The 26,532-nt window shown below is 61.1% G+C and carries 22 protein-coding genes; 17 read left to right on the top strand and 5 right to left on the bottom strand.

The window, feature by feature from the left end; all coding sequences use genetic code 11:
* Positions 1 to 91 precede the first annotated feature (91 nt).
* Positions 92 to 991: a LysR family transcriptional regulator gene (locus FS690_RS16245; RefSeq protein ID WP_145339909.1), complete on the bottom strand. Its 900-nt coding sequence runs from the start codon at positions 989 to 991 to the stop codon at positions 92 to 94.
* Between the two features lie 238 nt (positions 992 to 1,229).
* On the opposite strand from FS690_RS16245, the gene FS690_RS18400 reads away from it, so the two are divergent.
* Together FS690_RS18400 and FS690_RS16240 are read left to right on the top strand one after the other, a co-directional pair.
* A complete protein-coding gene (locus FS690_RS18400; protein WP_186368995.1) occupies positions 1,230 to 1,406 on the top strand; it encodes a hypothetical protein in 177 nt (58 codons plus the stop codon).
* Between the two features lie 473 nt (positions 1,407 to 1,879).
* Positions 1,880 to 3,004, top strand: coding sequence for a GNAT family N-acetyltransferase (locus tag FS690_RS16240; RefSeq protein WP_145339908.1), 1,125 nt, complete (start codon positions 1,880 to 1,882; stop codon positions 3,002 to 3,004).
* Here the strand turns inward: FS690_RS16240 and FS690_RS16235 are convergent.
* A complete protein-coding gene (locus tag FS690_RS16235; RefSeq protein ID WP_145339907.1) occupies positions 3,001 to 4,833 on the bottom strand; it encodes an ABC transporter ATP-binding protein in 1,833 nt (610 codons plus the stop codon). The two genes, FS690_RS16240 and FS690_RS16235, sit on opposite strands and share 4 nt — an antisense overlap.
* Positions 4,834 to 4,896: 63 nt before the next feature.
* Between FS690_RS16235 and FS690_RS16230 the strand changes: the two genes are divergently transcribed.
* Complete coding sequence (locus FS690_RS16230) at positions 4,897 to 5,397, top strand: GNAT family N-acetyltransferase (RefSeq protein ID WP_071669262.1); 501 nt, start codon at positions 4,897 to 4,899, stop codon at positions 5,395 to 5,397.
* Positions 5,398 to 5,485: 88 nt separating this feature from the next.
* Here the strand turns inward: FS690_RS16230 and FS690_RS16225 are convergent, their stop codons facing one another.
* Positions 5,486 to 6,400: a sugar ABC transporter substrate-binding protein gene (locus FS690_RS16225; protein ID WP_145339906.1), complete on the bottom strand. Its 915-nt coding sequence runs from the start codon at positions 6,398 to 6,400 to the stop codon at positions 5,486 to 5,488.
* A gap of 420 nt (positions 6,401 to 6,820) precedes the next feature.
* On the opposite strand from FS690_RS16225, the gene FS690_RS16220 reads away from it, so the two are divergent.
* The 8 genes from FS690_RS16220 to FS690_RS16185 all read left to right on the top strand — a co-directional run bounded on the left by FS690_RS16220 (position 6,821) and on the right by FS690_RS16185 (position 17,874).
* Positions 6,821 to 8,215 carry an MFS transporter gene (locus FS690_RS16220; protein WP_145339905.1) on the top strand — a complete coding sequence of 465 codons (1,395 nt, stop codon included), beginning with the start codon at positions 6,821 to 6,823 and terminating at the stop codon, positions 8,213 to 8,215.
* 146 nt (positions 8,216 to 8,361) lie between these two features.
* Positions 8,362 to 9,525: an HD-GYP domain-containing protein gene (locus FS690_RS16215; protein WP_145339904.1), complete on the top strand. Its 1,164-nt coding sequence runs from the start codon at positions 8,362 to 8,364 to the stop codon at positions 9,523 to 9,525.
* 108 nt (positions 9,526 to 9,633) lie between these two features.
* Positions 9,634 to 9,723: a K(+)-transporting ATPase subunit F gene (gene kdpF / locus FS690_RS16210; RefSeq protein ID WP_071669265.1), complete on the top strand. Its 90-nt coding sequence runs from the start codon at positions 9,634 to 9,636 to the stop codon at positions 9,721 to 9,723.
* Positions 9,723 to 11,402 (top strand): potassium-transporting ATPase subunit KdpA, encoded by a 1,680-nt coding sequence (gene kdpA, locus FS690_RS16205; protein WP_145339903.1) that lies wholly within the window; start codon positions 9,723 to 9,725, stop codon positions 11,400 to 11,402. The genes kdpF and kdpA overlap by 1 nt, the downstream gene beginning before the upstream one ends.
* Positions 11,403 to 11,409: 7 nt before the next feature.
* On the top strand, positions 11,410 to 13,458 hold the full coding sequence (kdpB, locus tag FS690_RS16200) for a potassium-transporting ATPase subunit KdpB (protein WP_145339902.1): 2,049 nt from the start codon (positions 11,410 to 11,412) through the stop codon (positions 13,456 to 13,458).
* Between the two features lie 11 nt (positions 13,459 to 13,469).
* Positions 13,470 to 14,042, top strand: a complete 573-nt coding sequence (kdpC, locus tag FS690_RS16195; RefSeq protein ID WP_039381048.1) for a potassium-transporting ATPase subunit KdpC — start codon at positions 13,470 to 13,472, stop codon at positions 14,040 to 14,042.
* A gap of 595 nt (positions 14,043 to 14,637) precedes the next feature.
* Positions 14,638 to 17,313, top strand: coding sequence for a two-component system sensor histidine kinase KdpD (gene kdpD, locus FS690_RS16190; protein WP_145339913.1), 2,676 nt, complete (start codon positions 14,638 to 14,640; stop codon positions 17,311 to 17,313).
* 54 nt (positions 17,314 to 17,367) lie between these two features.
* On the top strand, positions 17,368 to 17,874 hold the full coding sequence (locus FS690_RS16185; protein WP_039381043.1) for a TIGR00645 family protein: 507 nt from the start codon (positions 17,368 to 17,370) through the stop codon (positions 17,872 to 17,874).
* A 5-nt stretch (positions 17,875 to 17,879) separates the two neighbouring features.
* Here FS690_RS16185 and FS690_RS16180 read toward each other — a convergent pair whose 3' ends face one another.
* Positions 17,880 to 18,812, bottom strand: a complete 933-nt coding sequence (locus FS690_RS16180) for a LysR family transcriptional regulator (RefSeq protein WP_039381040.1) — start codon at positions 18,810 to 18,812, stop codon at positions 17,880 to 17,882.
* A 92-nt stretch (positions 18,813 to 18,904) separates the two neighbouring features.
* Here FS690_RS16180 and FS690_RS16175 point away from each other — a divergent pair, with 92 nt between their 5' ends.
* The 5 genes from FS690_RS16175 to FS690_RS16155 all read left to right on the top strand — a co-directional run bounded on the left by FS690_RS16175 (position 18,905) and on the right by FS690_RS16155 (position 24,091).
* Positions 18,905 to 20,110, top strand: a complete 1,206-nt coding sequence (locus FS690_RS16175; RefSeq protein WP_145339901.1) for an MFS transporter — start codon at positions 18,905 to 18,907, stop codon at positions 20,108 to 20,110.
* A gap of 54 nt (positions 20,111 to 20,164) precedes the next feature.
* Positions 20,165 to 21,514 carry a sodium:proton antiporter gene (locus FS690_RS16170; protein ID WP_145339900.1) on the top strand — a complete coding sequence of 450 codons (1,350 nt, stop codon included), beginning with the start codon at positions 20,165 to 20,167 and terminating at the stop codon, positions 21,512 to 21,514.
* 25 nt (positions 21,515 to 21,539) lie between these two features.
* Positions 21,540 to 21,881, top strand: coding sequence for a hypothetical protein (locus FS690_RS16165; protein ID WP_039381035.1), 342 nt, complete (start codon positions 21,540 to 21,542; stop codon positions 21,879 to 21,881).
* A gap of 191 nt (positions 21,882 to 22,072) precedes the next feature.
* Entirely contained in the window at positions 22,073 to 22,969 is an 897-nt protein-coding gene (locus FS690_RS16160; protein WP_145339899.1) for an alpha/beta hydrolase, read from the top strand.
* A gap of 105 nt (positions 22,970 to 23,074) precedes the next feature.
* Positions 23,075 to 24,091 (top strand): NAD(P)-dependent alcohol dehydrogenase, encoded by a 1,017-nt coding sequence (locus FS690_RS16155; protein ID WP_145339898.1) that lies wholly within the window; start codon positions 23,075 to 23,077, stop codon positions 24,089 to 24,091.
* A 45-nt stretch (positions 24,092 to 24,136) separates the two neighbouring features.
* Here FS690_RS16155 and gorA read toward each other — a convergent pair whose 3' ends face one another.
* Positions 24,137 to 25,489: a glutathione-disulfide reductase gene (gene gorA / locus FS690_RS16150; protein ID WP_094112215.1), complete on the bottom strand. Its 1,353-nt coding sequence runs from the start codon at positions 25,487 to 25,489 to the stop codon at positions 24,137 to 24,139.
* 125 nt (positions 25,490 to 25,614) lie between these two features.
* Between gorA and rnz the strand changes: the two genes are divergently transcribed.
* Positions 25,615 to 26,526, top strand: a complete 912-nt coding sequence (gene rnz / locus FS690_RS16145; RefSeq protein ID WP_094112214.1) for a ribonuclease Z — start codon at positions 25,615 to 25,617, stop codon at positions 26,524 to 26,526.
* Positions 26,527 to 26,532 lie beyond the last annotated feature (6 nt).

Here is a 26,532-nt window from a genome sequence, read left to right as displayed (position 1 = left end):
TCCTGTGTAATCAGGGCGCAGAGAGTAGCGCGCCGCAGGCCTGGTGATAATCCAGGCAAAACGGCTTTCATTCTTTCCGAAATGGAAGTAATCAGGCGGGCGGCTGATGGAGGAAGTGGCTGGCCAGAAAGTCGATCAGCAGCCGGGTTTTTTGCGCCAGAAAACGGGCAGAGGGGTAAAGTGCAAACAGCCCCATGGGCGGCGGCGCAAACTCCGCCAGCAGCGTAACAATCTCCTGACGCTGCAGAGCGGGCGTGGCGATAAAGCCGGGCAGGCGGGCGATACCGAGCCCGGCGACGGCGGCGTGCAGGCACGCTTCGGTGTTGGAAAAACAGAGGCGGCCGCGGATCGGTACCGTGGCGCTGTCGCCTGCAGCCGTGACAAAAGGCCAGTTCCACGGATCGCGAAAGTTGGTATCACTGATGCACTGGTGTCGGGCGAGATCGCGCCAGTGCTGTGGCGTGCCATGCTGGAGCAGGTAGGCCGGCGATGCGGCAATATACACCGGCACGTCGCCCAGTCGCCGGGCGATCAGGCTGCTGTCATCGAGGCGGCCGATGCGCACCGCCAGATCGAACCCTTCATCCACGATATTGACAGCGCGATCGGAAAAGCTGACGTCCAGCTCGATTAGCGGATAGTGACGGGCAAACGCGACCAGCACCGGTGCCAGTACCGCCGTTCCAAAGGTGCCAGGCGCGCTGATACGCAGCCGGCCAGAGGGCAGGCTGGCATTTTCGCGCATAGCGTCATCCAGCGCATCAAACGCATCCAGCAGCGTTTTAATGCGTTCATAGTAAGCGCGGCCCGCATCGGTCGGAGAGAGCGCCCGCGTGGTACGTTTGAGCAGCTGAACGCCCAGCAGCTGCTCAAGCCGCGACACCAGCTTTGACGCCTGCCCGCTGCTGGCGCCAAGGCGCATCGCCGCAGCGGCAAAGCTGCCCGTCTCCAGTACAGCGACAAACATCCGGTCACAATCAAGTCGATCCATCTTCTCTCCAGGCAGGCCAAAGCCAGAGTATACGCATCAACCGGCGCCCCCGGGCGGGAATTCCGTCGCAGGGAGCGCATTAATGCGTCCCTGGCCGCAGCCCGCACCGCGCCGGCGTCATCGCGTTTCGCACGCGGATTAACCCGGGCGCCATAAATGGCGTCATCACGTTTCGCCCGCGCATTAACCCAGGGCGCCATTAATGGCGCCCCTACGGGGCATCGCAGGGGGCGCATTAATGCGCCCCTGGCCGCATCGCGCACCGCGCCTGACCATAAATGGCATCATCACGTTCCGCCCGCGCATCAACTCAGGCGCCATAAATGGCATCATCACGTTCCGCCCGCGCATCAACTCAGGCGCCATGAATGGCGTCATCACGTCCCGCACGCGTACCAACCCCGGGCGCCATTAATGGCGCCCCTACGGGGTATTGTAGGGAGCGCATTAATGCGTCCCTGGCCGCAGCCCGCACCGCGCCGGCGTCATCGCGTTTCGCACGCGGATTAACCCCGGGCGCCATGAATGGCGTCATCACGTTCCGCCCGCGCATTAACCCAGGGCGCCATTAATGGCGCCCCTACGGGGCATCGCAGGGGGCGCATTAATGCGCCCCTGCCCGCATCGCGCACTGCGCCGGCGTCATCGCGTTTCGCACGCGCATTAACCCCGGGCGCCATGAATGGCGTCATTACGTTCCGCCCGCGCATTAACCCATGGCGCCATTAATGGCGCCCCTGCGGGGGCATCGCAGGGGGTGCATTAATGCGCCCCTGGCCGCAGCTCGCACCGCCCCTGCATTGCATCATGGCGGGAAAGGGCGCCGTAACGTATCGTATACGCATTCATCCGGGCGTCATAAAGGGCGCCCCTGGCCGGGAGAGCTGCATGTCACTGCATTTTCTATCATCACTGACGGATATCGCGGCTGCTGAATGGGACGCGCTGCTGCCTGACGATCAGCCCTTTTTACGCCACGCCTTTCTGACCACCCTTGAGGAGAGCGGCAGCGTGCGCGCTGAAACGGGCTGGCAGCCGGCACACCTGCTCTGGCGGGAGCAGGGCAAAACCGTCGCTGCGCTACCGGGCTATGTTAAATCCCACTCGCGCGGAGAATATGTCTTCGATCAGGCCTGGGCCGAGGCGTGCCAGCGCGCGGGGATCCGCTACTACCCCAAATGGCTCGGTGCCGTTCCGTTCAGTCCGGTAACGGGGCAGCGTCTGCTGGGCGAAGCGTCCGCCATCACTCAGCTGCTGACCGCGCTGCCGGACGCGCTGCTGGCGCGACAGATAAGCGGGGCGCATATCAACTTCACCACGCCGCCCGCCAATGCCCTGATCGCAGAGCAGTCCGACTGGCTGATGCGCCTCGGCCTGCAGTATCACTGGCACAACCGTCACTACCGCGACTTTGCCGACTTCCTTGATACGCTGATGTCGCGTAAACGCAAGCAGCTGCGCAAAGAGCGGGAGCTGGTGCAGCAGAGCGGCTTTGTCTTTAGCTGGTATCGCGGTGATGAACTGCGGGAGGATCAGTGGGATTTTGTCTACACCTGCTACGTCAGCACCTATGCGGTACGCGGCCAGCGTCCTTATCTGACGCGCGCGTTTTTCAGTCTGCTGGCAGAGCGTATGCCGCAGGCGATTCGCGTGGTTATCGCCACGCTGGATGAGCGGCCTGCCGCGATGGCCTTTTACCTGTGCGACAGCACCACGCTTTATGGCCGCTACTGGGGCTGTCTGGCAGAGTTTGACCGCCTGCATTTTGAAACCTGTTTCTATCAGGGCATGGAGTTTGCTATCGCAGAAGGGCTGCAGCGCTTTGATGCGGGAGCGCAGGGTGAGCACAAACTGGTGCGCGGTTTTGAGCCGGTGATAACGCACTCGTGGCACTATCTGGCGCATCCGGGACTGCGCGCGGCGGTGGAGGATTTTCTGCAGCAGGAACGGGCAGGGGTGCACGACTGGGCCGATGAGGCGCGTGCAGCCCTGCCGTTTCGGCGCGGCGATTAATCGGTGCCGACAAAACCGCCGGTCTGATGCTGCCACAGGCGGGCATAGAGACCGTTCTGCGCCAGCAGCTCGTGATGATTGCCCATCTCCACGATCTCCCCCTGCTCCAGCACCACCAGCCGGTCCATCTTCGCGATGGTCGACAGACGATGGGCGATAGCGATCACCGTTTTGCCCTGCATCAGGCTCTCCAGGCTCTCCTGAATGGCCGCTTCCACTTCAGAGTCCAGCGCCGAGGTGGCTTCATCCATAATCAGAACCGGCGCATCTTTGAGCAGCACGCGGGCGATAGCGATACGCTGTCGCTGACCGCCGGAGAGCTTGACGCCGCGCTCGCCGACGTGCGCCTCCAGCCCGGTGCGCCCCTGAGAATCAGAGAGCAGCGGAATAAACTCATCGGCACGCGCCTGCGTGATGGCCGCCTGCAGCTCCGCTTCCGTGGCGTCGGGACGACCATAGAGCAGATTGTCGCGGATGGAACGGTGCAGCAGTGAGGTATCCTGCGTGATCATACCAATCTGCCCGCGCAGGCTCGCCTGAGTCACATCCGCAATGTTTTGATCGTCAATCGCAATGCGGCCGCCGTTGAGGTCATACAGGCGCAGCAGCAGATTCACCAGCGTGGATTTACCGGCACCGGAAGGGCCAATCAGGCCGATTTTTTCACCCGGTTTAATCGTCAGATTCAGCCGGTTAATCACCTGACGGTGAGTGCCATAATCAAAGCGCACATCTTCAAAGCGGATCTGGCCGCGCGTCACCCGCAGCGGTGGCGCCGCCGGCGCATCCTGGACGCTGAGCGGCTGCGCAATAGTACCCAGCCCATCCTGCACCATGCCGATATTTTCAAAAATACCGTTCACCACCCACATGATCCAGCCTGACATATTCACCAGCCGGATCACCAGCCCGGTCGCCAGTGCAATGGCGCCGACGCTGATCAGCGACTGGCTCCAGAGCCACAGCGCCAGCCCGGAGGTGCTGACAATCAGCAGGCCATTGAGCGCAGAGAGCGTGATGTCCATGCTGGTCACCATGCGGCTGGCGTGGCGGGTTTTGTCGGTCTGGTCCTGAATCGCCTCGCGCGCGTAGCGCTTCTCCAGATCGGTATGCGCAAACAGCTTGATGGTGGCAATGTTTGTGTAACCATCCACAATGGTGCCCATCAGGCGTGATCGCGCCTCTGAAGAGACCACCGACCGCTGCTTCACGCGCGGGACAAAAAAGCGCAGTGACAGGCTGTAAGCGATCAGCCAGATTACCAGCGGGATCATCAGCCGCCAGTCCGCTTCTGCAAACAGCACCAGCGAGGTACCGGCGTAAATCACCACATGCCAGATGGCGTCCACCAGCTGTACCGCTGAATCGCGCAGCGCGTTGCCGGTCTGCATGATGCGCTGGGCGATGCGGCCGGCAAAATCATTCTGAAAGAAGTTCAGGCTCTGGCGCAGTACATAGTTATGATGCTGCCAGCGGATCATGCTGGTCATGCCGGGGTTGATGCTCTGGTGAACCAGCAGGTCGTGCAGGGCGATCACCACCGGCCGCAGGATCAGCGCCACCGCCGCCATCCAGAGCAGAGTCGGCCAGTGTTCACTGAAGAGCGTCGCCGGCGTGGCATGGCTGACGAGGTCGATAATGCGGCTGAGATAGCTGAACAGCGCCACTTCAATCAGCGCCTGCGCCAGGCCCACTACCAGCAGCGCGGCGAAACCTGGCCATACCTGACGCAGATAGTAGCGATAGAACGCGCCGAGGGTGGCGGGGGGAGAATCCGTTGGTGCATCCTGAAAAATATTGATAAAACGTTCAAAACGGCGAAACAACATAGGGTCACTCTTTCCGGAAGGTCAGAGTTAACAGCTTAGTGCAATCAGACGGAGATCACGGATATGGAGATAAAGATTCGCGGCCGCGAACCGCGCGACGCCGCGGCTTACCAGCGTCTCTACAGTCAGCCAGAGGTATATCGCTGGACCACGCAGCTGCCCTTTCCCAGCGTGGCCACGTGGGAGAAAAAATTTGAGCGCATGGACGCTGAAGGCTATATCGCGTTTGTCGCTGAGCTGGAGGGGCAGCTGGTGGGCGAACTGACGCTGTTTACCGAACAGCGGCTGCGCACCCGCCACAGCCTGAGCTTTGGCATCAGCGTTGATCCGGCGTTTGCCGGACGCGGCATCGGTGAGCAGCTAATCCGCACCGGGCTCGACTACGCCTTTAACTGGATGGGGATTATCCGCGTGGAGCTGGAAGCGTTTCATGACAACGCGCGCGCGCTGCGCCTCTATACGCGTCTGGGCTTTGAGCATGAGGGCGTAAAGCGCAAAGCGTGCCTGCGCGATGGCGACTATCACGATATTGTGGTGATGGCGAAACTGCGCGACCCTCAGTGACGCTGCGCGTGCCTTCTGAAGCGCACGAAAAGAAGAGCTGACAGCAGAGCCGCCGCACCGTGCGGCTCTGCTGCGTTCTCAGGCGGGGCTACTGGCTCTTTTTAACGTAGTTCTGCATATTCTCTTTGGTGACCAGCTCAAACGGGATCCAGACGTGAGAAGCGACTTTTTCACCGGCAATCAGCTTTTGCGCGACCTCAACGGACGTTTTGCCCTGGCCGATGGCGTCCTGAAATACGGTGACCTGAATTTTATCCTGCGCCAGCGCCTGCAGACCATCCGGCGTGGCGTCAATGCCGCCAATCAGCAGCTTTTTGTTGCTTTTTGCCAGCGCCATGGCTGCGCCAATCGCCATCTCATCGTTGTTCGCCGCGACAATATCAATCGCCTCGCCGTTGCCAAGCCAGTTAAGCATTAAATCCATGCCTTCGTTGCGCGCATAGTTAGCCGGCTGTTTCTGCACCACTTTCATGCCGGGATATTTTGCTACCACCTGCTCCACATCTTTCGTGCGCTGCAGGGCACCGGCATCAGTGAGATTGCCGATCATAATCGCCACATTGCCTTTGTAATCAGCTATTTTAGCCAGCGCTTCCATCTGCAGCGTGCCCGACTCACGCTCATCCGAGCCCACGAACACCACTCCCGGCGGCAGCGTTTTATCGCCCGGCGTACGGTTCACATACACCAGCGGAATTTTTGCCTGCTGTGCCAGACGGGTCAGCTGCGGCGTGCTGGCCGAGTCCACCGGATCGACAATGATGGCATCCACGCCCGCGCCGATAAAACTCTGTACCTGATCGGTCTGACGGCCGACATCGCCGCGTGCATCTTCAAACTGCACCGCCAGCCCGCGCGCTTTCGCCTCTTTATCGATCGACTGGCGGATGATGGTTAAAAAGTTCTGATCAAAGTAGGCCATCGACACGCCGATTTTATCCGCCAGCGACGACGCAGAAGCCGAAAGCAATCCCACCAGCAGCACCGCTTTTACTGTTTTCATTGCGTACTCCAGAGCATGAGAGAAGAGAGGGTGGAACAAATGTTTCAGTAAAATTAAAAATGACCTTTTGCAACCATTTGAGACTACGATCGGCGCGCAAGCCTGACAATCTGCCGGTGCGCGTTTTGCTGCCGGGAGCACAGATCGGCTCCCACATAGCCAGCGCCAGCCGCCTTTTCTTTCGCCTGGCGCACACTCTGCGGCGGTCACCGGAGAAAGATCGACAATCTGTGCGGCACAGCACGCGGCATTGTGCCAAACGCTGAAAGCGGGACCGTTTTTAACCTGCCGATCCCTGCAACCGCACAATGACCGCGCACCAGCCCGCTTTCTATAGTTGCTGAACAGTAAAGATTGCGCGGTATTGCTGATCCCTGTCGCATCGCGACAGGACGCTTCCCCTTTCAAGGAACTGAGCCTATGTTGCAACGTCAAACCCGCAGTGAAACCAGCCGTGTGCGCCTCTGGATCCTGTGTCTGATCCTGTTTCTGTCGGTGGTGGCCTATGCTGACCGTTCGATCCTGTCGATCTCCGGTTCCGCAATCAAAGAGGAGTTTGGTCTTTCAGCGATCCAGCTTGGCCTGATCCTCTCCGCCTTCAGCTGGGCTTACGTGATTGGTCAGATCCCCGGCGGCCTGCTGCTCGACCGCTTTGGCACCAAAAAAGTCTACGGCGCGACGCTGGTGCTCTGGTCGGTCTCCACGCTGCTGATGGGCTTTGTCGGTGAGTTCTCCGCCGGCGTAACCATGACGCTGACGCTGATGTTTGCGCTGCGTTTTGCGCTGGGGCTGATAGAAGCGCCGAGCTTTCCCGCCAACGCCCGCGCGGTCATTATGTGGTTTCCCGGAGCCGAACGCGGCCGCGCCTCATCGCTGTTTGCCTCGGCGCAATATTTTGCCGTCGCCATTTTTTCGCCCATCTCAGGCTGGCTGGTCATGCGGTTTGGCTGGGAGTGGCCGTTCTTCGTGCTGGGCACCATCGGCATTCTGGCCGTGTTTGGCTGGATGGCGTGGATGCACACGCCGCGTCAGCATCCGCGCGTGACAAAAAGCGAGCTGGAGTACATTGAGCAGGGCGGTGCGCTGGTGGATATTGATGCCGCAGAGACGCTGAAAGCCCGTCCTCCGGTCGATAAACGCATGTTTAAACTGCTGCTCAGCAGCCGCATGCTGTGGTGCGCCTATCTGGGGCAGTACTGCACGATTGCACTCAGCTACTTCTTCATTACCTGGTTCCCTATCTATCTGGTTCAGGCGCGCGGCATGAATATCATGGATGCCGGTTTTGCCACCATTGCGCCGGCGCTGTTTGGATTTCTTGGCGGCATCAGCGGCGGTTTCCTCTCTGACAGGCTGCTGGCGCGCGGCTGGAGCCTCTCCTGGGCGCGCAAGGGGCCGTTTATCGCCGGTATGGTGATGGCGGCTTCGCTGACGCTGGCCGCGGTGATCCCGAGCAACGCCGGTATTATCGCTATCATGTCTTTCGCGTTCTTCGGCAAGGGCGTGGCGGCGGGGGCGGGCACCTGGACCATTGTCAGCGATACCGCGCCAAAAGAGGCGGTAGGGCTGGCGGGTGCCATCTTCAACGGTATCGGCAATATGGCTGGCTTCATCACGCCGCTGCTGTTTGGCATTATCGTCGGCCTGACCGGCAGCTACAGCGTCGGCCTGCTGTTTGTTGGCGCGCACTGTATTATCGCGGCCCTGCTGTTTCTGCTGGTGATGGGGCCGATTCAGCGCGCAGAGAGCCAGACGCCTGCGGGCCAGACGCGCACGCCGCGCCGTGAGCAGGGCGAAGGCGCTCTGAGCCGGTAGTCTGTTCACCGCCACCGGTAAAGGGCACCCGCGGGAAAATGTGCGCTTTACCGGCGGGCTCACAGCCGCACAAAACGCCTCTGAAGATTTTTTGATCAGCTGCCGATACCCCTCCTGACCATCCACAGCGAGTCAGGAGAGTACGTGTGATAAAGCTGATTTCCGTGGACGAACTGCAAGAGGGCATGTTTATCCACAAACTTGAGGTCTGGTGGCTGAAAGATCGGCGCATTCGCAACCTTATGCTGATCACTGACCGCCGCCAGATCGCCATGATCCGCAGTGAAGGGATCCGCCAGGTCTGGATCGATCTCGATAAGTCGGTGCCGATCCCGCACAGCCAGCCCGTCAGAGCGCCGGTTGCGGAGAGTGCCTTTTTCCGCGAGCTGGATCAGGCGCAGCAGATTTTCGCCCAGGGCAAGCCGCGCGTGCTGGCGATGTTTAATGAGGCCCGTATGGGGCAGCGCCTCGATCTCAGCTTCACGCTCGATCTGGTTGATCAGATAGCGGGATCGATTGCGCGTGAGCCTTCAGCGCTGCTCAGCGTGGCGCGCCTGAAAAATCACGATGACTACACCTATCTGCACTCCATGGCGGTGTGCGGGCTGATGATCTCGCTCGGGAAGAAACTGGGGCTGGAGGCCGACCGGCTGCGTCGCGCAGGCATGGCTGGCCTGCTGCACGACGTCGGCAAAGCGGCCGTGCCGCTGGCGATCCTCAATAAGCCCGGCAAGCTGAGCGACGATGAGTTCGCGGTCATGCGTGAACACCCGATTGTTGGCGCGCAGATGCTGATGGAGGCGGATGCGGGCTACGATCTGCTGGATGTGGCGCTGCATCATCACGAAAAATTTGACGGCAGCGGCTACCCGCACGGCCTGCGCGGCGAGGAGATCACGCTCTATGCCCGCATGGCCTCCGTCTGTGATGTCTATGACGCGCTCACCTCACATCGTCCCTACCGTAAAGGCTGGACGCCTGCAGAAGCGATGCACAATATGCTGAGCTGGCGCGGCCATTTCGATCCCGCGCTGCTGCACAGTTTTGTACGGTCGATTGGCATCTATCCGGTCGGATCGCTGGTACGTCTGGCGTCGGGACGGGTCGCGCTGGTGGTGCAGGCGGGTGAAAAATCGCTGCTGAAGCCTAAACTGCACGTCTTCTGGTCGCTGCATGCCCGGCGCGAAGTGAAACCGGAAATTGTCGATTTAGGCGACAGCTTCTGTACCGATAGCATTACCGGTGCTGAAGAGGGGGCGCTGTGGCAGAACATCGACCTTAACCGCGTCTGGGCGCTGGAAAGCGCTTAATTTTACGCCATATTTATACTTTCTTTACGCCCGTCCTCCGCCTTTTTATCCCTTCTTTATGCCGCGCCGCGCATGCTTGTCACACTACTGACTACTCCGGAGGTTGCTGTGAGCGTGGGCGTAATAGCGGGCATTGTGCTGCTGATTTTGTTACTGGGCTATCTGGTTTATGCCCTGCTTAATGCGGAGGCATTCTGATGGCGGCGAATGCATTCTTACTGATCGCGCTGTTTCTGCTGGTGCTGATGGCGCTGGCGCAGCCGCTGGGTCGGTTTCTGGCGCGGCTGGTGGCGGATAAACCGCTGCTGCCGCGCACCGAGCACCTGCTGTGGCAGCTGACGGGCAGCGGCACAGCGGCGATGCGCTGGCAGCACTATCTGCTGGCGCTGCTGCTGTTTAACGCCGTGGGCTTCGTGGTGCTGCTGGCGATACTGATGCTGCAGGGGGCGCTGCCGCTTAATCCGCAGCAGATGCCGGGCCTGAGCTGGGATCTGGCGTTTAACACTGCGGTAAGCTTTGTCACCAATACCAACTGGCAGGCGTATGGCGGTGAGAGCAGCCTGAGCTACTTCAGCCAGATGGCGGGGCTGACGGTACAAAACTTTCTCTCTGCGGCAACCGGTATCGCCGTAGCGTTTGCCCTGATGCGCGGGTTTGCTAACCGCTCGCTGGCGACGCTCGGCAACGCCTGGCGTGACCTGACGCGCATCACGCTCTACGTCCTGCTGCCGCTCAGCCTGGTGATTGCGCTGTTTTATGTCAGCCAGGGCACCATCCAGAGCTTTGCGGCGTATCATACCCTCACCACGCTGGAGGGCGCACAGCAGACGCTGCCGCTCGGTCCGGTAGCCTCACAGGAAGCCATCAAGATGCTCGGCACCAACGGCGGTGGGTTCTTTAACGCGAACTCTGCCCACCCGTTTGAGAATCCGACCGCCCTGACCAACTTTGTTCAGATGCTGAGCATTTTCCTGATCCCGGCGTCGCTCTGCTTTACGTTCGGGCAGCACCTAAACGATCGCCGGCAGGGCCATATGCTGCTGTGGAGCATGAGTATTCTGTTTGTCCTCGCGGCCTCGGCGGTGATGTGGGCAGAGGTACGGGGCAACCCGCATTTCCTGGCGCTGGGCGCTGACAGCGCGCTCAACATGGAGGGCAAAGAGACGCGCTTCGGCATACTCAACTCGGGCCTGTTCGCGGTAATTACCACGGCAGCCTCCTGCGGCGCGGTTAATGCAATGCATGACTCCTTTACCGCGCTGGGCGGTATGGTGCCGATGTGGCTGATGCAGCTGGGCGAAGTGGTATTCGGCGGCGTGGGCGCAGGGCTGTACGGCATGCTGCTGTTCGTTCTGCTGGCGGTGTTTATCGCCGGGCTGATGATCGGGCGCACGCCGGAGTATCGCGGTAAAAAAATCGACGTGTGGGAGATGAAAATGACCGCGCTGGCGATTCTGGTCACGCCCGCGCTGGTGCTGCTGGGTACCGCACTGGCGCTGATGACCGATGCCGGTCGCGCGGCGATGGCCAACCCCGGCATTCACGGATTCAGCGAAATACTCTATGCGGTCTCATCTGCGGCAAATAACAACGGCAGCGCTTTTGCCGGACTCAGCGCCAACACGCCGTTCTGGAACCTGCTGCTCGGCGTCTGCATGCTGGCTGGCCGCTTCGGCATCATTGTTCCGGTCATGGCGATTGCCGGATCGCTGGCGGCGAAAAACGTTCAGCCCGCGGGTAACGGTACGCTGCCGACGCACGGCCCGCTGTTTATCGGCCTGCTCACAGGCACCGTGCTGCTGGTGGGTGCGCTGACCTTTATTCCCGCGCTGGCGCTTGGGCCGGTCGCGGAACATCTGCAACTGATTCAGGAATAACGCAATCATGAGTCGTCAACAACTGGCGCTGTTTGATGCGCAGCTGACCCGCACCGCGCTGCTGGATGCGGTAAAAAAACTCGATCCGCGCGTGCAGTTTCGGAACCCGGTGATGTTTCTGGTATGGCTGGGCAGCGTGCTGACGTCGCTGCTGGCCGGCGGCATGCTGGCGGGCTGGCTGAGCGGCAGCGCCGGCTTTACCGGCGCCATTGCCTTCTGGCTCTGGATAACCGTGCTGTTCGCCAGCTTTGCAGAAGCGCTGGCGGAAGGGCGCAGCAAGGCGCAGGCCAACAGCCTGAAAGGCATTAAGAAAACCAGCGAGGCGAAGAAGCTTGCGGCAGCGCACTATGGTGCTGCATGGCAGCCAGTCTCTGCGGATACGCTGCGCAAAGGTGACGTGGTCCTGGTTGAGGCGGGCGATGTGATCCCGTGCGACGGCGATGTACTGGAGGGCGGCGCGTCGGTAGATGAGAGCGCCATTACCGGCGAATCAGCGCCGGTGATACGCGAGTCCGGCGGTGATTTTGCTTCCGTTACCGGCGGCACGCGCATTCTGTCTGACTGGCTGGTGATCCGGTGCAGCGTCAATCCGGGCGAAACCTTTCTCGATCGGATGATCGCCATGGTGGAGGGCGCAAAACGTCGTAAAACCCCGAATGAGGTCGCGCTGACCATTCTGCTGGTTTCACTGACCATCGTATTTCTGCTGGTGACCGCCACGCTGTGGCCATTTTCCGCGTACGGCGGTACACCGGTCAGCGTCACGGTACTGGTGGCGCTGCTGGTCTGTCTTATTCCCACCACGATTGGTGGCCTGCTGTCGGCCATTGGCGTGGCGGGCATGAGCCGCATGCTGGGGGCAAACGTGATCGCCACCAGCGGACGCGCGGTGGAGGCGGCAGGGGACGTTGACGTGCTGCTGCTGGATAAAACCGGCACCATCACGCTCGGTAATCGCCAGGCGACGCAGTTTCTGCCCGCGCCAGGCGTCAGCGAAGAGCAGCTGGCGGATGCGGCACAGCTCGCCTCTCTGGCAGATGAAACGCCGGAAGGACGCAGCATTGTGGTGCTGGCGAAGCAGCGGTTTAACCTGCGCGAACGCGATCTCAGCGCAATGGGCGCCAGCTTTATCCCTTTTTCCGCTCAGACCCGCATGAGCGGCGTGAACGTGCAGGATCGGCTGATCCGTAAAGGCGCCGTGGACGCCGTGCGCCGCTATATCGACGCCGGCAATGGACGCTTTCCGGCGGAGGTCAACGCCCGGGTTGAGGAGGTCGCGCGCGCGGGCGGCACGCCGCTGGTGGTAGCCGAAGGCGCGCAGGTTCTGGGCGTGGTGGCGTTGAAAGACATTGTCAAAGGCGGCATCAAAGAGCGTTTTGCTGAACTGCGCCGGATGGGCATTAAAACCGTGATGATCACCGGCGACAACCCGCTGACCGCAGCGGCTATCGCCGCAGAGGCGGGCGTGGATGACTTTCTGTCAGAAGCGACGCCGGAGGCTAAACTGGCGCTGATCCGTCAGTATCAGTCAGAAGGACGGCTGGTCGCGATGACCGGCGACGGCACCAACGATGCGCCTGCGCTGGCGCAGGCGGATGTCGCGGTGGCGATGAACTCCGGCACCCAGGCGGCGAAAGAGGCGGGGAACATGGTCGATCTCGACTCGAATCCGACCAAGCTGCTGGAGGTGGTGCATATCGGTAAGCAGATGCTGATGACGCGGGGGTCGCTGACCACCTTTAGCATCGCCAACGACGTGGCGAAATATTTTGCCATCATTCCGGCGGCGTTTGCCGTGACCTACCCGCAGCTCAGCATGCTCAATATCATGGCGCTGCACTCTCCCGCCTCCGCGATCCTGTCGGCGGTGATCTTCAACGCACTGGTGATTGTGTTTCTTATTCCGCTGGCGCTGAAAGGGGTGAATTACCGGCCGGTGAGCGCGGCAGCGCTGCTGCGACGCAATCTGTGGATTTACGGTGCGGGCGGGCTGGTGGTGCCTTTTATCGGTATTAAAGCGATTGACCTGCTGCTCACGCTGTCAGGCCTGGTGTAAGGAGAAGAGAGATGAGTCAGTTACGTCCGGCTGTTGTATTGTTTATGGTGCTGATGCTGTTTACCGGTGTTCTCTATCCGCTGCTGACCACCGGGCTGGCACAGTGGTGGTTTCCGCAGCAGGCGAGCGGTTCGCTGCTGAGGCAGGCGGGCAGCGTGCGCGGCTCAGCGCTGATTGGGCAGCAGTTCACTCAGCCCGGCTATTTCCAGGGTCGGCCATCGGCCACGGCGGAGCGGCCTTATAACGCGCAGGCTTCCGGTGGCAGCAACCTGGCCGGGAGTAACCCGGCGCTGGACAGCGCCGTCGCCGCGCGCGTGGCCGCGCTGCGGGCGGCGAATCCGCAGGCGCCGTCAGCGGTGCCGGTGGAGCTGGTCACCGCTTCAGGCAGCGGCCTGGATCCGGATATCTCTCCTGAAGCCGCGCTGTGGCAGGCACCGCGCATTGCGGCAGCGCGCAATATGACGCTGAAAGACGTTGAGGCGCTGATTGCGCGTAACACCGGGCGTCCGCTGCTGCCGTTTATCGGCGAAGAGACGGTGAACGTGCTGCGGCTCAATATGGCGCTGGATAATTTGCAGGGATGAGGCACATTCGGTGCGCATAAATGCGCCCCCTACGTTGTAGGGTCGCCATTAATGGCGACCGTTTTGATGCGCGGGCCACGGCTCAATATGGCGCTGGATGATTAGCAGGGATAAGGTGCATCCGGTGCGCATAAATGCGCCCCCTACGTTGTAGGGTCGCCATTAATGGCGACCGTTTCGATGCACGTGCTGCGGCTCAATATGGCGCTGGATAATTTGTAGTGATGTGGTGCATCCGGTGCGCATAAATGCGCCCCTACAACGTAGGGTCGCCATTTATGGCGACCGTTTTGATGCACGTGCTGCGGCTCAATATGGCGCTGGATGATTTGCAGGGATGAGGTGCATCCGGTGCGCATAAATGCGCACCCTACAACGTAGGGTCGCCATTTATGGCGACCGTTTTGATGTGCGGGCCACGGCTCAATATGGCGCTGGATAATTTGTAGTGATGAGGTGCATCCGGTGCGCATAAATGCGCACCCTACATTGTAGGGTCGCCATTAATGGCGACCGTTTCGATGCGCGGATCACAGCGTAACGCCATGTATGGCGACCCTTTCACCGATCGTACGGAATTCACTATTTGAACGACATGAATGATGAACTGCCTCGTCCGGACCCCGATGCGCTGCTGCTCAGCCATAGCGACAGCCATCGCGGCAAGCTGAAAATCTATTTTGGCGCCTGTGCCGGCGTGGGCAAAACCTTTGCGATGCTGCAGGAGGCGCAGCGGCTGCGTGCGCAGGGGCTGGATGTGCTGGCCGGTATCGTGGAAACCCATAATCGCGCAGAAACGGCCGCGCTGCTGAATGGCCTGACGCTGCTACCGCGTCGCACCACCGGTCGCTCGCACCACACGGAGTTCGATCTGGATGCGGCGCTGGCGCGTCATCCGGCGGTGATCCTGATGGATGAGCTGGCGCATACCAACGTTCAGGGCGCGCGCCATCCCAAACGCTGGCAGGATATTGACGAGCTGCTTGATGCCGGCATCGATGTCATCACCACGGTAAACGTGCAGCACCTCGAAAGCCTTAACGACGTAGTAGCCGGTATCACCGGAATTCAGGTGCGCGAAACCGTGCCCGATCCCTTTTTTGACAGCGCAGATGAGGTGGTGCTGGTGGACCTGCCGCCGGACGATCTGCGTCAGCGGCTGAAAGAGGGCAAAGTCTACGTCGGCGACCGGGCCGAGCGCGCGATTGAAAACTTTTTCCGCAAAGGCAATCTCTTTGCGCTGCGTGAACTGGCGCTGCGCCGCACCGCCGATCGCGTGGACGATCAGATGCGCGCCTGGCGTGACCAGCAGGGACGCGATCGGGTCTGGCATACGCGGGATGCGATTCTGCTCTGTATTGGTGATGATACCGGCAGCGAGAAGCTGGTGCGAACCGCCGCACGTCTGGCCGCGCGGCTCGGCAGCGTCTGGCACGCCGTTTATGTGGAAACCCCGCGCCTGCATCGCCTGCCGGAGGCGCAGCGGCGCGCGATCCTGCGTACGCTGCAGCTGGCGCAGGAGCTGGGCGCGGAAACGGCCACGCTCGCCGATCCCGATGAGGTGCGCGCGGTGCTGCGCTACGCGCGGGAGCATAATCTGGGCAAAATTGTCGCCGGACGCCAGCCGCACCGGCGCTTCCGCCGCGACAGCTTCGCCCAGCGTCTCGGCGAGCTGGGGCCGGATCTCGATCTGCTGGTCGTGGCGCTGGATGAGCCGCTGCGCCCGGCGCTGCATGCGGCCAGCAGCAAACCGGTCAGCAGCGATAAGTGGCGGCTGCGGCTGCGCGGCTGCATCATGGCGCTGCTGCTCTGCCTTGCGGTGACGTTTATCGGACGCGGCCTGCTTGCAGAGTTCGATAGCGCCAACGCCGTCATGATCTATCTGCTGTCGGTCGTGCTGGTGGCACTGCGCTACGGGCGCTGGCCCTCGGTGTTTGCCACCGTGATCAATATCGTCGCGTTTGATCTGATGTTTGTCGCGCCCACCGGCACCGTCGCCGTCTCTGACCTGCAGTATCTGGTCACCTTTGGCGTGATGCTGGCGGTCGGCGTGATCGTAGGAAATCTCACCGCCGGCGTGCGCTACCAGGCCAGGGTGGCGCGCTATCGCGAGCAGCGCGCCCGCTATCTCTATGAAATGGCGAAATCGCTCGGCAGCGCGCTGACGCCGCAGGATATTGCCGCTACCGCACAGCGAGTGATTGAGGTGACGCTGCAGGCGCGCAGTCAGCTGCTGCTGCCCGATGAGCAGGGGGAGCTGCAGGCAACCGGACCGGACTTACGCGGCACGCCGCCCGATGCCGGAATCGCAAAATGGAGCTACAGCAAAGGTCAGCCTGCCGGCGCCGGCACCGATACGCTGCCGGCCGTGCCCTACCAGATTGTTCCGCTGAAGAGCGGCCAGCAGTGCCGGGGTCTGCTGGTGGTTGAGCCGGAGAACCTGCGCCAGCTGATGATCCCGGAGCAGCAGCGGCTGGTGGAGACGTTTACCGTGCTGATCGCCAACGCGCTGGAGCGCATGGCGCTGACGCAGAGCGAAGCGGCTTCGCGCCTCGCAGCAGAGCGCGAGCAGCTGCGCAATGCGCTGCTATCGGCACTGTCACACGATTTACGCACGCCGCTGACGGTGCTTTTTGGTCAGGCAGAGATGCTGATGCTCGATCTGGCGCATGCGCAGTCGCCGTTTGTCGCGCAGGCCGGCCAGATCCGTGAACAGACGCTGAGCACGATTCGTCTGGTCAGCAATATGCTGGATATGGCGCGCATTCAGTCCGGCGGCCTGCAGCTGCGCGAAGAGTGGGTGGCGCTGGATGAGGTGATCGATGGCGCGCTGCGCAGCATGGGGCCGATGCTTAAAGGTCACGCGTTTGAGCTGGCGCTGCCGTCCGAGCTGGTACTGATTAAAGGCGACAGCGCGATGCTGGAGCGGGTATTTTCCAATCTGATTGAGAACAGCCTGAAGTATGCCGGTAACGCGGCGCAGCACGGTATTCGCGCCTGGCGCGACGGCAGCAGGCTGGAGATTGGCGTCTGGGACAGCGGGCCGGGCATCGCGGGCGACAGCCTGACGCAGATTTTTGAAAAGTTTGCCCGGGGTGATAAAGAGTCTGCCGTACCGGGGGTCGGACTGGGGCTGGCGATCAGCAAGACCATCACTGAAGCGCATCGCGGACGCATCTGGGCGGAAAACCGTGCCAGCGGCGGCGCTGAGTTTCGTCTGTCGCTCCCGCTCCCGGCGCCGCCGGAAATTTCCGAGGCCGCACTTAAATAACTTCACACAAGTTCGGGTATACTCGGCAGCTTCGCTGCTAACTTATGGAAACTTATGGAACGTTTTACCGAAAACCTGATGTATTCATCCCGCTGGCTGCTGGCACCGGTTTACATTGGACTTTCGCTGGGCCTGCTGGCGCTGACCGTTAAATTTTTTCAGGAAATTTTCCATCTGCTGCCGAACATCCTCAGCATTGCGGAAAACGATCTGATCCTGCTGCTGCTGTCGCTGGTTGACATGACACTGGTCGGAGGGCTGCTGGTGATGGTGATGCTCTCAGGCTATGAAAACTTTGTCTCGAAGCTCGATATCGCCGAACACAAAGAGAAGCTGAGCTGGCTGGGCAAGATGGACTCCGGCTCGCTTAAGAATAAAGTCGCCGCCTCCATTGTGGCGATCTCCTCTATCCATCTGCTGCGTATCTTTATGGATGCGCGCAACGTCGCCAACGACAAGCTGATGTGGTACGTGATCATCCATCTGACCTTTGTGCTCTCCGCGTTTGTTATGGGCTGGCTGGATAACATGTCAAAAATGGAGAAAAAGCACGCTGGCTGATCTGCTCAGCGTGCCGGGGGGCGGGTGCCGAGCAGCTGCGGCATGACCGTTTTAATCAGCGTAAAAAAATGGCGCAGCCTTGCCGGATAGTAGCTGGCCCACGGGTAGGTCAGCCAGACCGGCAGCGGCGGCGCCTGCCACGCCGGCAGCAGCTGCACCAGCGCGCCGCTCTCCAGATCGTCCTGTACCACCCACGATGAAACCAGCGCCACGCCCATTCCGGCCAGCGCGGCCTTGCGCACCGCATAAAGGCTGTCGCTGGCGAGCCGCGGCGCGATCGCCAGGTTCACCATTGCGCTATCGCTGACGCGCTGCAGCGCAATCTCATTGCGATAAAAGCTGGTCAGCGCCAGCCACGGCAGCTGTGTCAGTTCTTCTGCCTGCGTCACGGGCGGATGGGCGGCCAGCAGCGCCGGCGCCGCCACTACAATACGCGGCACTTCCGCCAGCAGCACGGCCACAATGCCCGGATCGTCCGGCGCACCAACCTGAATCGCACAGTCCACGTTTTCACTGATAAAGTCCGGCGTGCGATCGTTAAGCATCCACTCTACATTCAGACGCGGATAGCGCTCCAGCCAGGCGACCAGCGGCGTAATCAGCTGATCCTGCCCGAAAGCGTGCGGTGCGCGCACCCGCAGCGTGCCCGCTGGTTCGTCATGTGAGCCGGTCAGTTCATCCTCCAGCGCATACCACGTTGCCAGCAGCTGGCGCGCCTGCGTATAGCAGCGCTCTCCGTCATCGGTCAGCTTGAGCGCATGGGTGGTGCGCAGTATCAGCTTCAGGCCGAGATAGTGCTCCAGCGCCTGCAGCCGGCGGCTGACGGTAGGCTGGGTGGTATTAAGCTGCCGCGCGGCGGCGGAGAGGGAGCCACTCTCAACGATACGGATAAAGGTCTGCATCAGGGCAATACGATCGGTGCTGGTCAGGTTATTCATACGTACCACGCATAACGGTTGTGTCCTGTCACACTCTACCGCGTATGGCTGCCGCGCGCTTTAATAGGCGCAACTTTTCAGGAGAGCCACCTATGTCTGTTTTATTGTCATCTGCCCGTCGCGCAGAAACGCTTCCCGCTCCGCTGCTGTTTACGCTTGCCGCCGGTGCCGGCCTGAGCGTCGCCTCTATCTACTACAGTCAGCCCATGCTGGATATCATCAGTAAAACGTTTAATACCGGCATCAGCAGCACCGGTATGGTGCCGATGCTGACGCAGGCGGGCTATGCGCTGGGGATCCTGCTGCTGGCCCCGCTGGGCGATCGCCACGACCGGCGGACCATTATTCTGATTAAGGGGCTTCTGCTGGTGGCCTCGCTGCTGCTGTGTGGCTTTGCCGGCGGAATCGGCGCGCTGCTGATCGCCAGCTTTGTCACCGGGCTGACCGCTACCGTCGCGCAGGATATTGTGCCCGCCTCTGCCGCGCTGGCACCGGAGCATCGCCGGGGCAAGACGGTTGGCGTGGTAATGACCGGGCTGCTGGCGGGCATTCTGCTGTCGCGCGTGATCAGCGGCCTGGTGGCGGAGTATGCCGGCTGGCGTACGCTCTATTTTATCGCTGCGGGTGCCATGCTGCTGATGACGCTGGCGCTCTGGCGCGTGCTGCCGCGCTTCACACCCGGTACCGCCGTCAGCTATCCGCGCCTGCTGCTGTCGCTGGCGCAGCTGTGGCGTCAGCATCAGACGCTGCGCCGCGCCGCGCTGGCACAGGGGCTGCTATCGGTGGGATTCAGCGCCTTCTGGTCAACGCTGGCGCTGATGCTGAGCGAGCGCTTTCATTTCGACAGTGCCATCGCGGGTGCGTTTGGCCTGGCGGGCGCGGCAGGGGCGCTGGCTGCTCCGCTGGCCGGCGGCGTAGCCGATCGCATCGGTCCGGCGCGGGTGACACAGTATGGCTCTGCGCTGGTAATGGTGTCATTCGCGCTGATGTTTCTGCTGCCGCTGCTGCCGCTGCCGGCGCAGCCGGGCGTGATTATCCTGAGTACGGTGGGATTTGATCTGGGGGTGCAGGCGACGCTGGTGGCGCATCAGACGCTGGTCTACAGCCTGGCACCTGAGGCGCGCAGCCGCCTGAATGCCCTGATGTTTACCGTGATATTTGTCGGCATGGCCGCCGGCGCGGCCCTCGGCAGCCTGGCGCTGGCGCATTTTGGCTGGAACGGCGTGGTCACGCTGGCAACGACGGCGGCGCTGCTGGCGCTGCTGGTACGCCTGGGCAGTGCGCATCTCAGACACTAATCTCCAATCCTGTGCCAGGCTTAAGGGAGTTATGTTTTTGAAAAGCGGAGCGTTATGAATTTCCTTGCCTGGACCGCCGTTGTCGGCGGTCTGTTACTGATCATGTCACTGGCCTCCGGCTGGATCCACCGCGGGCCGGTGACTTCATTTGGCCTCTATCTTATCGCCGGGATTATCTGCGGTCCCTGGGTGCTGGATCTGCTGCGTATCGATATTGTTGGCCACTCTGAGCTGGTGGCGCATATCACCGAAATCACCATGGCCGCGTCGCTGTTTATCACCGGCCTGAAGCTGCGCCTGCCGCTGAAAGCGCACGCGTGGCGGGTCGGACTGCGGCTGGCGTTTCCGGCGATGCTGCTGACGGTAGGCGGCATGGCGTGTCTGGTGCACTGGATCACCGGCTTTAACTGGCCGCTGTCGCTGGCGTTTGGCGCCATTGTTGCGCCAACCGATCCGGTGCTGGCCAGCCTGATTTCAGTCAACGATGCGCGCGATGATGATGCGCTGCGCGTTGCGCTCTCCAGCGAGGCGGGGATGAACGATGGCTCGGCGCTGCCGCTGCTGATCCTGGCGCTGCTGCTGATGCGCCCGGAAGGCTTCGATCTCGCCAGCCTGGGGGAGTGGGTGACGCTGGATGTGCTCTGGTCTATTGGCGGGGGTATTGCAATTGGCTATCTGCTGGGGCGCGTTATCGGCCAGCTCGCGGCGCGGCTGCGCAGCGCGCACGACGATGTGGCGCCAAACGATTTTCTCGCGCTGGCGCTTATTGCGTTCAGCTATGCCGCCTCGCAGGCGCTGGATGCCTCCGGCTTCCTGGCAACGTTTGCGGCAGGCGTCGGCCTGCGGCGCGCTGAACTGCGCGTCACGCGCTGTTTTCCGCTGGAAGATCTGCCGGAAGAGAAGCAGCATCTGCCGGCTGAAGTCATGGTGAATCCTAACCAGCGCGTACGGCAGAGCGGCGGCGGCATGGTTAAGTCTGTGGGTCTGGTCATTGGCGATGCGCTCTCATTTGGCGATACGGTAGAGCGCCTGCTGGCCGCCGCGCTGATGGTGGTGCTGGGCATTACGCTGGCGCACCACTGGAATCCGATGGGCATCGGCCTGGCGCTGTTGCTGTTTGTCGTGGTGCGACCGCTGGCGGTCTGGCTCACCACCTGGCGCTGCGAAATGCCGCGCGCACGCCGGCTGCTGATTGGCTGGCTCGGCATTCGCGGAATTGGCAGTATCAACTATATCGCTTTTGCCTGGGTGCACGGCCTGCAGGGCGCTGAAGCGCAGCAGATGGTGGATATGGCCCTGACCATTGTAGTATGCAGCGTGGTGCTGCACGGTATTACGGTGACACCGCTTTTAAACTGGCGTGCTGCCCGCCAGGCGGCACGCACGCAACAGGATGAAACCTGAGTTTCCGGAAACAACAGGAGCCTTTATGAAACGCTTATTGATTGCCCTGACGGGCTTAACCCTTTCCGCCAGCGCGCTGGCGGCAGATGCGGATGCGCAGGAAAATGTCTACGCCGGCCAGCTCTGCCATCTGGTCAGCAGCGAACAGAAAACCGGTGATATGGAGAGCTATACCGCGAAGCTGAAAGCGCAAATGGCCGCCAGCCAGTCACCTTCTGCCATGAACAAGACTGAATTTGATGAAGAGATCGCGCAGGAAGTGATCAACGGCTGGCTGGAACTCGGCGAAGAGGAGCGCGGTAAGCTGCGCCACGATCAGCAGCAGTGCGAGCAGACCGTCATGACACAGTTTCAGCAGCAGGATTAAGCCGCCGCTTTGCGGCGTGTGTCGCCGCGGCAGCGGCAGCCATCACGTTTTATACGCGCCTTTTATGGCGCGTTTTTTTATGGCTTTTTGGTGCGGAATGCGTACATTATCGCCGGACAGAAATCAGACTTTCGTCACACCAATAATCTGACCCGTGGCCGGGTGTTTCCTGAGAGTGGCTGGCACGCAACATGATGACACGTCGTCGTTTTTTACAGGCGAGCGGGGCAACCGTTCTCGCGATGACCACCGGCAAGCTGTTTGCCCGTGATGACATCATTCCGCTCTGGCCGGATGAGCCGCCGGGTGGAGGCGGCCCGTCGGGCCTGTTAAGGGTCAATACCAAAGGCTCATGGACCAATATCGTTTCACCCGCTATCCAGCGCTTTCGTCCGGAAAACCCCAACGGCGAGGCGGTACTGATTGCCGCGGGCGGTGGCTATCGCTTCATCGGCATGGGCCGGGAGGCGTGGCCGGTGGCGCGCTGGCTGAATGCCAATGGCTATACCGCCTATGTGCTGAGCTATCGCCTGCCCGGTGAAAAGTGGCAGGCGGGCAATCTGGCACCGCTGCAGGATGCACAGCGCGCCATTCGCATGGCGCGCGCGATGGAGTCGAAAGTGCACCTGCTCGGCTTTTCGGCCGGCGGCCATCTGCTGGGCATGGCCGCCGCGCGACCTGACTTTCGCACTTATCCGCAGCAGGACGCGCTGGATGAGATCGTGCCTTCAGCCAGCAGCGTGGGGCTTATCTACCCGGTGATCACGCTGGAAGCGCCGTTTCAGCATACGCAGACCCGCCTGATGATGGTGGGGGCGCACGCCACCGCGACCCAGGCGGCGAACTGGTCCGTGCAAAACTATGTTACCCGCGCCTATCCGCCGACGTTTCTCGCCCAGGCAGAGGACGATCGCACCTCTAATCCTTACAACACCGAACTGATGCGCGACGTCTGCCGGCGCATGCGCGTACCGGTTGAGCTGATTGAGCTCAGCAGCGGCGGGCACGGATTTGGCCTGGGTAAAGCGGGCACGCCTGCTGCGCTCTGGGACCAGGCGTATGTGCGCTGGCTCGATAAACTGAGCTGATCGCTGCGGCGCCCCTGCCGCACACCCTACCAGGCGGAAATGCTGTTGCACTGCCACACTCAGTAACCGATAACGCGTTATTGTGTCCTGACAGGAGAAAAGCGAATGAAAGCGATGATTCTTAACCAGCCCGGCGGGCTGGATAATCTGCGGCTGGTGGATCTGCCCGATCCCGGCAAGCCCGCCGCTGACGAGATCCGCGTCCGTATCCACGCCACCTCACTTAATTATCACGATCTGCTGGTTGCCGACGGATCGATCCCGACCGAAGCGGGGCGCATTATGATGGCGGACGGCGCCGGCGTCGTGGAGGCGGTGGGCAGCAGCGTCAGCGAATTCCGCCCCGGCGACCACGTGGTTTCCTGCTTTTTCCCGCAGTGGCAGGATGGCCTGCCTTACGCCCGCGTGGGCGACTTCACCCGCACGCCGGGAGATGGCGCGCAGGGCTTTGCCGCGGAAAGCGTGGTGCGCCCGGCGCATCACTTCACCCTGGCGCCGCGCGGCTGGAGCCATGCTGAAGCGGCCACTATCACCACCTCCGGGCTGACGGCGTGGCGGGCGCTGGCAGGCGATGCGCAGATCAAGGCGGGCGATACTATCGTTACGATCGGCACCGGCGGCGTCTCCATTACCGCACTGCAGATCGCTAAAGCGATGGGCGCGCGGGTGATTGTCACCTCATCCTCTGATGAGAAGCTGGCGCGTGCGCGCGAGCTGGGCGCCGATGCCGGCATTAACTACCGCACCACGCCCGGGTGGGGCAGCGAAGTACAGCAGCTGACGGATGGGATCGGTGCGGACGTGGTGATTGAGCTGGGCGGACCGGGCACCATGGCAGAGTCGATCAAAGCGGTGCGTATCGGCGGACATATCGCGCTGATTGGCGTACTGACCGGCCATGAAGGCGTGATCCCGACCTCGCTGTTGATGGCGAAGCAGGCGCGGATCCAGGGGCTGATAGTGGGCCATCGCCGGCAGCAGCAGGAGTTTGTGCGGGCGCTGGAGCAGATTGCGGTGCGGCCGGTGATTGGTGAGCATTTTGCGGCGCTTGACGATCTGCCGGCGGCGTTCCGCCATCAGCAGGGCGCCAGCCACTTTGGCAAAATTACCGTCTCCTGGTAACCGGCTACGGCGATCAAAAAAGGCGCCCGTCCGGGCGCCTTTTTGTTAACGCATCGTCACAAACTCTTCCGCTGCGGTGGGGTGAATCGCCACGGTATTGTCGAAATCTTTTTTCGTGGCACCCATCTTCAGCGCCACGGCAAAGCCCTGCAGCATCTCATCCATGCCGCTGCCAATGCCGTGAATACCGACAATCTTCTCTTCCGGGCCGACGCAGACCAGCTTCATGCGGCACGGCTGGCGATGCTGCGTGACCGCGGTGTACATGGCGGTAAAAGAGGATTTATAGACTTTCACCTGGTCATCACCATACTGCTCGCGCGCCTGCGGTTCGGTCAGGCCCACCGTGCCAATCGGCGGATGGCTGAACACCACTGTCGGAATATTGCTGTAGTCGAGATGCTCATCCGGTTTGTTGTTAAACAGACGCTCAGAGAGACGACGGCCTGCCGCCACCGCTACCGGCGTCAGCTCGACGGCACCGGTGTTATCTCCTACCGCATAAATACCTGCGACGCTGGTATTCTGAAACTTATCGACGCGGATATAGCCTTTCTCATCGAGCGCAACGCCGGTCACGTCAAGGTTAAGATTATCGGTTGCCGGTTCGCGACCCACAGCCCAGACCAGGCAATCCACCGTCTGTTCGCTGCCATTTTCCAGCTGCAGCGTCAGGCTGCCGTCAGCATTTTTAACCACGGCTTTTGGCGTCGCTTCGGTATGCAGCTGCGGGCCTTCCGCCTGCATCACCTCCACCAGCGTTTCGCTCAGGAGCGGATCAAAACTGCGCAGCGGAGCGTGTTTACGCACGAACAGATGCGTTTCCGCGCCCAGCGCGTTGACCACGCCTGCCAGCTCGACGGCGATATAGCCTGCACCCACTACGGCCACGCGCCGCGGCAGGGATCCCAGCTCAAAGAAACCGTCAGAATCGATACCATATTCGGCACCTGGCACAGCAGGGCGCACCGGGCGTCCGCCGGTGGCGATCAGAATATGATCGGCGGTGATCGTTTCACCATTAACTTCCACCGTGTGCGCATCCACAAAGCGGGCAAAGCCTTTGATGACTTCGACTTTGTTTTTGCCCAGCACGTTGTCATAAGAGGTGTGAATGCGATCGATATAGGCGCTGCGGTTCTTTACCAGCGTGGCCCAGTCAAAGCGGTTCACCGTAGTATCAAAGCCGTAATCGGGTCCATACAGATGAATGGCTTCGGCGATCTGTGCCGCATGCCACATCACTTTTTTGGGCACGCAACCGACGTTAACGCAGGTGCCACCCAGCTCTTTCGCTTCGATCAGCGCACACGTCTGGCCGTGCATGGCTGCACGATTAATGGAGGCGATGCCGCCGCTGCCGCCGCCGATAGCGAGGTAGTCAAAATGTCTGGTCATCCGTTGTTTCCGTCTGTTGAGAAAATATGGCGTAAAGTTTACCGCTACCTGGCGGAGCGGCGCAAAGGTTCCGCCTATGATTATGATAGAGTGAAATCCAGGTTTCGCTTACAGGTAAGGCTATTATGCATCTGACTTTTTTAGGCACCGGCGCGGGCGCGCCCAGTTTACAGCGCAATGTCAGCGCGATCGCCCTGACGCTCTCAAAGCGTGGCGACACCTGGCTGTTTGACTGCGGTGAGGCGACGCAGCATCAGTTTATGCGCTCGGCGCTTCGCCCTGGCAAACTGGAGAAGATTTTCATTACGCACCTGCATGGCGATCACATTTTTGGCCTGCCGGGCCTGCTTACCAGCCGCTCGATGGCGGGCATGCTCGATCCGCTGACGCTGTATGGCCCTGAGGGGCTGAAGGCATTTGTTGAAAACGCGCTGAGCCTGAGCAGTTCATGGACCACTTATCCGCTGGAAATCGTGGAGATTGAGGCGGGTCTGGTACTGGATAACGGCGAGTTCCGGGTGACCGCTTATCCGATGAATCATGTCGTAGAGTGCTACGGCTACCGCATTGAGCAGCATGATAAGCCCGGATTTCTGGATGCCGCACGGCTTAAAGCAGAGGGCGTGCCGCGCGGCCCCTGGTATCAGGATCTAAAGCAGGGAAAAGTTATCCGGCTGGAGGATGGGCGCGAAATTAACGGCGCAGACTATCTGGGGCCCGCGACGCCAGGTAAGGTGCTGGCAATATTTGGCGATACCGCGCCGACCGACGCCGCGCTGGCGCTGGCGGCCAACGCCGATGTCATGGTGCATGAAACCACGCTTGAGGCAGCAATGGCGGAGAAGGCCAACGGGCGCGGTCACTCAACGACGGTGCAGGCGGCAGCCGTGGCGCAGCAGGCGGGGGTTAAGCGTATGATCGCGACGCACTTCAGCTCGCGCTATCTCTCTGCAGATCGGGACAAGCTGCTGGCGGAGTGCCAGTCGGTGTTTGCGGCAACCGAACTGGCACACGATTTTGCTGTTGTGGAGATTTAACGCGCC

This window comes from Pantoea sp. PSNIH1, assembly GCF_007680655.1.
GTDB lineage: Bacteria > Pseudomonadota > Gammaproteobacteria > Enterobacterales > Enterobacteriaceae > Pantoea > Pantoea eucrina.
Note: the sequence above shows the minus strand (reverse complement) of the source record. Positions and strands in the feature narration are given on the sequence as shown.